The organism is Acetobacter estunensis (genome assembly GCF_011516945.1).
GTDB lineage: Bacteria > Pseudomonadota > Alphaproteobacteria > Acetobacterales > Acetobacteraceae > Acetobacter > Acetobacter estunensis.
Window position 1 is genome coordinate 1 of sequence record NZ_WOTH01000070.1, and the last position, 6,915, is coordinate 6,915.

At 58.9% G+C, this 6,915-nt stretch carries 9 protein-coding genes; 6 read left to right on the plus strand and 3 right to left on the minus strand.

Annotated features, from left to right (window positions below):
- Positions 1-73: 73 nt before the first annotated feature.
- The 3 genes from mobF to GOB87_RS15905 are packed head-to-tail and all read right to left on the minus strand — an operon-like array spanning position 74 to position 3,005.
- Complete coding sequence (gene mobF, locus GOB87_RS15895) at positions 74-1,954, minus strand: MobF family relaxase (protein ID WP_166318985.1); 1,881 nt, start codon at positions 1,952-1,954, stop codon at positions 74-76.
- Entirely contained in the window at positions 1,951-2,262 is a 312-nt protein-coding gene (locus tag GOB87_RS15900) for a hypothetical protein (protein ID WP_242006526.1), read from the minus strand. Before GOB87_RS15900 ends, mobF begins: the two co-directional genes overlap by 4 nt.
- Complete coding sequence (locus tag GOB87_RS15905) at positions 2,259-3,005, minus strand: BRO-N domain-containing protein (RefSeq protein WP_166318988.1); 747 nt, start codon at positions 3,003-3,005, stop codon at positions 2,259-2,261. Before GOB87_RS15905 ends, GOB87_RS15900 begins: the two co-directional genes overlap by 4 nt.
- Before the next feature lie 341 nt (positions 3,006-3,346).
- On the opposite strand from GOB87_RS15905, the gene GOB87_RS15910 reads away from it, so the two are divergent.
- The 6 genes from GOB87_RS15910 (at position 3,347) to GOB87_RS15935 (ending at position 6,845) form a co-directional block, all read left to right on the plus strand.
- A complete protein-coding gene (locus GOB87_RS15910; protein ID WP_166318991.1) occupies positions 3,347-3,886 on the plus strand; it encodes a hypothetical protein in 540 nt (179 codons plus the stop codon).
- Between the two features lie 3 nt (positions 3,887-3,889).
- Complete coding sequence (locus tag GOB87_RS15915; RefSeq protein WP_166318994.1) at positions 3,890-4,708, plus strand: FAD-binding oxidoreductase; 819 nt, start codon at positions 3,890-3,892, stop codon at positions 4,706-4,708.
- A gap of 3 nt (positions 4,709-4,711) precedes the next feature.
- The gene (locus tag GOB87_RS15920; RefSeq protein ID WP_166318997.1) at positions 4,712-5,191 is read left to right on the plus strand and encodes a hypothetical protein; all 480 of its coding nucleotides are present in this window, start codon (positions 4,712-4,714) and stop codon (positions 5,189-5,191) included.
- 181 nt (positions 5,192-5,372) lie between these two features.
- Positions 5,373-6,128, plus strand: a complete 756-nt coding sequence (locus GOB87_RS15925) for a hypothetical protein (protein ID WP_194303384.1) — start codon at positions 5,373-5,375, stop codon at positions 6,126-6,128.
- An 18-nt stretch (positions 6,129-6,146) separates the two neighbouring features.
- Complete coding sequence (locus GOB87_RS15930; protein WP_166319000.1) at positions 6,147-6,542, plus strand: hypothetical protein; 396 nt, start codon at positions 6,147-6,149, stop codon at positions 6,540-6,542.
- A 78-nt stretch (positions 6,543-6,620) separates the two neighbouring features.
- Positions 6,621-6,845 carry a hypothetical protein gene (locus GOB87_RS15935; protein ID WP_166319003.1) on the plus strand — a complete coding sequence of 75 codons (225 nt, stop codon included), beginning with the start codon at positions 6,621-6,623 and terminating at the stop codon, positions 6,843-6,845.
- Positions 6,846-6,915 lie beyond the last annotated feature (70 nt).

Sequence of the window (6,915 nt, forward strand, 5' to 3'; positions counted from 1 at the left end):
TACACTCTGTCTGCATCGGGTTTTCTTGATGATTATGGAAATTTCTTTTCTACAAAACAGACTTTTTCATAATCTAACCCGATGTACAACCCTTCTGTGAGATTTCCGCGTTGATCGTGCAGCCCGTGCGGCGCTGCAGTTCCATGAGCTGAAGCATCTGCCGGGGCGCGATCTGTCCCACCTCGTCGATCACGAGAACGGTGTTCTCCGTGACGTGGTGATCGCCCTTCTCCAGACGCATCAGGAACGGGGCCAGCGCCCAACGATCATGGATCCCGGCTTCGGCCAGTGCGTCGGCCTGACGCCACGCCGTCGCCAGACCGATCACCTCACGCCCCTCGGGGGCGAAGGTGGTGTCAGCCTTCCACGCCGCCACAAGCGGTTTGAGAAGGAAGGTCTTTCCCGACCCGGCGACACCGGTCAACATGGACAGCTTACCGCCACGTCCCAGGGCGTAGATCGCGGCTTTCTGGGACTGGCCGTGCTGGTCATCGTAATGGCCACCGCTCGCCTCAATGGCCGTGCGGATCTGTTCGTCCGAAAGCGAGGCGCTGCGGTCACGGCTTGCGCGGGCCGCCTCGCGCGCAAGGGTCTCCTCGATGCGGATCTGCGCGCTGTTGGTCACGCGCACCCGGTCATTCCTGAGCGTCGAGACCAGCGACACATGCTCGTCGTGCAGCGTAAGGCCCCGCTGCTCGATCATGGATACAACCGCGTCGATGTCTTTCACGCCACCCGGGATACCGGCGCCAATCAATCCGCGCGCGGCATACATCCGCAGTTTGTCGTGATCGAGCACGGCCGACGTCTCAAACTCTTTGGCAAGATGACGCGCCGCGAACTCATAGGCCTGCTCGTGCCGCAGCGCAGGGGCACTCGCGTCTTCTATGGGGCTGCCGAGAAGGGAGCGGGTCTGCCAGCCCAGCTCGTCGGCCTGACGCTTCCAAACCTCCCGCTCGTCCGCGTCCCGCTCCTTTTCGTGGCGCGACGCCAGCCCAGCCATGGAAAGGATACGCTGCTTGCGTTCGATGGAGATCTTCTCCCAGTCGAGGCCTTCCTTCGCGGCATAATCCCTCGCGGCCTGTACGACCTGACGCCGGCCTTTGCTGAAGAAGTCACAGATGTCCTGCGGCACCGCTGAAATGACAGTCGCCTGTTCATTGGCATCGTAGGTCTGGGCGATGCCGAGCTGGCGCAGGTTATCGGCCAGACGTGCCTGGAAGTAGGCCCCGAACTCATGGACCCGCGAGCGCAGCCTTTTGGTGTCGAGGGAGCCTACGTGCCCGTCCTCGGTGACGACCACATTGAACAGCGCGTTGTGGATATGGGCGTGGGGATCGCCACCCGCCCTGCTGTCGATCAGATAGGTCTGGCCTGACGCCGGATCCTTCGCCTCGACCGTGGGGCGCGCCGTGGTGTGGCGAAAGGACACCCAGGCGACGTCCCCCTTCTCCGCACCGTCTTCGCCACCGTGCCCACGGCGGGCATACCCCAGTTCACGCGCCACATAGCCCATCGTGTCGTCATTGGCTTTGTCGATCGCGTGCCAGATCGCGGCCCCCTCGGCCGCTGTCGGCGCAAACTCGGCCGCAAGCGTGATCGACTTATGGGGCGCCATCGTCAGATCGTAGGCGCTGATCTTGCGCTGGGCGTCCGACCACGCTTCGCCCGTCTGCGCATTGGAGGCTTCGAACAACTTCGAGAGTTCGGCGTTTTTCGGCGGCTTACTCGCATCAATACCCAGCGCGGCTGCAACCTTTGCCGGCATCTCGGGACGCCATGAGGCGCGACCATCGCGACCCGTGTAGTAACTTGTCAGACGTGATCCATCGCCATCGGGCACCTTTCCCGGTTCCGTCCTGAAATCGTGTAATGGGTCGGGCTCCCCCTCGGTGAGGTAGGCCACGATCAGATCGCCCCGTCCCATTGCCGAGATCTTGCGGAAGGTCATCATGACAGGTGGGCGTCCTCGTCGCCATCGCGACGCACGGGGCGCCCCTCGAGATGGTCGAGCGTGAAGCCCGTCGTGCGATCGATCCGCCGCAGGATGGGGTTCTGTTCCTGAACAACCTCGATCAGGCGGGCCAGAAGATCGTCGAGCGTCGGGCCTTCGGTCTCCTTGGGTGACAGGATCTCGATCAGAAGTGAGAGCTTTTCGCTGACGCTCCGCAGTTCTTCCCTCTGCTCATCCATGCACTCCTGTAGGTTACTCGCCCATTTCGGGACGGCCGAAGAAGCGGACGGCTCAAGGGTCTCGTTCATCGCCGTGTCTCCCTGACGGGAACCGATATGGCCGCTTTCGGATCCTCCCTATCCGGTCTGAGAGCCAAAGCACCCGCGCCTAAGGCGGCCGCGATCCCTATGGTCCGGTTGAGGGCGACAACGTGATCGCCTGAGATCGTGCCTGCCTCCAGATAGGCCACGTGGGTCCGCCACAGGGAGTCCACCAACCCGATAGCGTGAACCATCCCCTGCACGTCACACCGCGCGACGCGAGCCAGAAAGGCTTCGTCAGGCTCCTCCTGAATTAGTGGAAACTCACCGATTTCCCTGCGAACCACGAGGTAGCGCCCGGGACGCCGCAAGTAGGTCAAAAGCGCACAGTCATCCGAACTGAGTTGAGACGTGTCCGGTGAGGCTTGGTAGCCACCTGTGCGACGAATGGAGGGCAGGACCTCCTCTGTCACCCATCGACGAAACCTCTTCGCTTCGGGGCGACGGGAGACGAAAGTGAGCTGATACATTCCGCTTTCACTCACAAACCGAACCTGCTGCTCGCCTCCATTGGTCTCGCTCACCCCTAGTCGGACCTCATCCTCGTCAAGCCGGCTGCAGGCATCGCTCACATTCCGAATGCCCAGGATCCCGCATACCTCACTCGCCTTCAGCCACAGTCGTTCACCAAAGGTCTCCCAGTGGAGTGGCCAATGCTCGAACGATGACGGCGGAAGAGGCCCAGGCGAGCTGCTCGATCCTGCGCGTCGCGGTGTTGTCTTCTCACTCATGGAACGTCTCCTCGTCAGATATGAGGACGGTCCCATCACTCGCTGCGACTGAGAAAACTTTTCCCCAGGTCCGGACACCGTGAGCAACGAAGGGTCTCGGCATTACCGATACCCTTTCGGTAGCCCTCGGCGCAGCCCCCGCACCAACGGTGCAATGGTGTATGAAGCTCTTCTCCCTATGGGTGGCGGAGTAGCGGCACATAGGGGGCAGTTCAGTGGGATGACGGTGGTGGTTGGGTGCCTTCGCGGTGGGCTAGTGGTGTCACTAAGGTGCTGACGCGGTGGTATAAGGGTGGTATCGGGTGGCCGATGGGTGGAACCCGAATGCCGGGAAGGACGTCATGGCGAAAAAACACGGTCGGGAGCGACTGGCTCTGCTGGTCTCGGAGCCACACACCAAGCCCACAGCGACAGCGCTCTATGAGTGGGTGCTGGTCAATTATGACGATATCGAGAGTCTTCGGCGCAAAGGGGACTCATGGGCTCCTTACGTGAAAGCCGCCCGAGCGGATGGGGTCGATCTGCCTGATGAAAAGGTGGCGCTGCGCCGGATAGAGCGATGCTGGAGCCGTGCCGTTGCGCGAACATCACGCCGCATGAACCATGCCTCACCAGCAACGGACGCCCTTCCAACCGAGAAACCGCCTGCTCGGCTTTCCATGCCAAGTCGTGAGGATCGGGACTGGAGCCCTCCCATGATCGACGCGTCAGACGACACGCAAAAAAGCTCACACAAAGTCGCAGAGAGAGACGTCATTGTCGGGACTGAGCCGGATGGCAAAGAACCTCCTTCACCAGAGGTGCAGGCGCGGCTCGACAAAATTATGGAGAAGGTCCGCCGCGCTCAGATTGAACAGTGGGGTGGGCCAATGGAAGGATAAGGCATGAAGGACGCAAAGACGAAAACAGGACCGGAGACCCGTCTTCCTACGCTTTACGTCGCAATCGGACGTCAGAGGGTGGGCAAGACAACGCTACTGAAACTGATCGACGAAGTGACCAAGCATCAAGGCGGCGATATTGAGGTCTGGAATGCTGACACACTGAACAAATCAAACTCCGTCGCGACAATCGGGCGAGAGGTTGTCCAGGCGCCCGGGCAGAGTGTGCCAGAGCAGACAGACTGGCTTCTTGAAAAACTCGACGGCATGAAAGCCAAGGGAAAGGACGTTCTCCTTGATGTCGGGGGGGGCTGGACGGCGTTTCATCAGGTTGTCAAGGAAACCGGTCTCCTGGATGGTCTCCCTGATCTGGGGATTTCTCTGGTGTCCTATTTCGTCATCGGAAACGAAAATGGCGATCTCGATTATCTCGACAATCTCCAGCAGCAGGATTTTTTCCCGCCACGCTGCGCCATCGTGATCAACGGGAGCCTTCTGCCTCAAGGAACAAACACGCCTCAGGCGATGGCCGACATTCTCAACCATCCGGTTGTGATGAGGGCGATCCAGCACGGCGAGACAGAGGTTTCGGTTTTCCCGGTGCTGAACGGGATCAAGAAAGTCAACGACCGGAATCAAGGCTTTCTGGATTACGCCAATAATGTGCCAGTGAAAGGCTTTCCGCCCAGCGGAGTTCTGGATCGTCTTCGCATCAAGAAATGGCTTCAGGAAGCCGTTCCCAAATTTTTCGACGATCTTGGGCCTGAATTGCTTCCTCGCATGCCACAAGGCATTCCATCCGTGACATGGAATATCGGGTGAGACATGGACTCGGCATCCTCATTCCCCGAAGATGAAATTTCACGACAGTTCTCGAAGCGTGTCAGCGAACTCCGAGAAAGCGCCGAGGAATGGATCGGACGACCGGTAGAGCCAGAACAGAAGCTTCTTCGCGACATGATTTTTCTGATGGTGGCACTGGGAGACCAGTGTCACGGAGCACGCGCAGCTCTGAGGGAAACAGCCGCCCAGTGTCGCAAGGACACGACCGAAGAGATCCGTGAGAGCCGCAAGCTGATCGGTGAAGGCGTCAAAGCGGTCGAGACGCTCAAACAGGTCAACGAAAAGACCGTGGACGCGCACCTTGCCAAACTCCTGATCCGGATCGGCAGGGATATTTCGGACTCAGTGCAAAAGAGCGTGGATCTCGGCAACAAACGCGCGGCGCTGGAGATTCATTTCCGCACCGTTCTCTATGGGTCGATCATCTTCTGTCTGGGGTTTGTCTTCGGTCATGTGATGTAGGTGTGACAGAAACTGACACACCAGTCCTGCTCTCGAAGAATAAAGGGAAACTACCCCGTAAAGTCGCACGATGTCCACTCATCATGGCGTCTCCACATAACCATGGGAGACGCCAGTGCGATCCACCATTTCCCGAGCCCCACGACGAACGGCTCATGCGGCCCTCGTCCTTGGGGCACTCATGTCACCCGCAACCGTGCTTCACGCCCAGACCATCACGGTGCCGAACGGAATGCCGCAGGGACCGATCCCCACATTTGAGGAAGTCGGGATCGGGGGCTTTACCCTGCCGACATCTGGCAGCACGCGAACCATCGGAAGTGATGGGTCAACGGTTCGCACTTCAACCGCCCCCAGTGCCGCAACCGGCTCTGACGCGCTGGAGAAGATGTATGGTTCATCATGGGGATACCAGGCGGCGCAGAATGCTGAGACGGTAGGCGTCAATCCAAGCGCCCTTGCTGCAACCTGCGTGGTCGAGTCCGGCTGTCGGAACCTGTATACCGCCAACGGGAAGACCACGATTACGGGTGCGTTCCAGATGAGTAACGGCACTTACACGGAACAGCTTAACAGGGCGCTCGCCCAGCACCCCGAGCTTGCCGACACGATTACATCCGGCATCGCCGGTCAGCAGGATCCCGCTACACAGGCCGTCGCAGCAGCGCAGTATCTGAAACAGGCTGCCACCTCACTGCAATCGGCCGGCGTGGACAATCCCACGCCCGTGGACACACGCGGTTACTATAATTTCGGTCCAAAGGCCGGCATTTCCATGGCGCGCGCGTCATCTGACACCCCGATGTCCGAATTCATCTCGGCCGACAAAATGGCAAAAAATGGTGTGACGCCCAATGAAACAGTCGGCCAATGGCGCTCGGCCGTTGCCGGGAAAATGGGTTCCGCCGCTACCCAGAGTGTTCTACTCACACATTAAAGAATGAGAGAAAAACCAATGAAAATCATTCCTGTTGCCGTAGCTCTTGCATCAGCACTCACATGGACGTCCGCTGTCGCCGCTGATCTGCACCCCGTAAAGCCATTGGCTGGATACCAGTGTATGGTGGTGGACACTCCGGAATCCATGGACATGGACTTCGATCATCCGGTGTCCCTCCATCAGGAGCCATCTTCGAATTCACCGACTTTCGCCCCAGTTGCGGAGATTATTGCTGTCGCTGAACCACCGGAGACGCAAAACGGCTTCGTAAAAACCATGAACTTTGCCTTTCGTCCTGGCTGGATTGAGACCAAGTGGCTCAAGCCTTACACCGCAATACATCCGGGGAAGACATGCACACCGTCGGTTATGAATGACGGAAAACTAGGTTTTGATTTCCGACGCCGGTAATCCACACCGACAACCAAAAAGGCCGTCCTTCAGGGACGGCCTTTCCTTTATCACTCTCAAAATCTCAACCGCTCAGGATTGACGGACGCGCCCCACGCTCCATCGCACGCCCCGGAACAGGCAACGGCCGATCATGTAGGTGGCGGCTATCAGCATGAGCAGTCCGAGCACGGACACGCAGGCGGTCACGAACATCACTGCGTGGGTCTGAGCCGGATGAACGAGCAGGCCACACATTTCGCGCGCCGTGGCCAGATGAGGATCGACGCGGAAATCTCACAGAAGGGTTGTACATCGGATTAGATTATGAAAAAGTCTGTTTTGCACAAAAGAATTTTTCATAAGCAATAAACGAACCCGATGCAGACAGAGT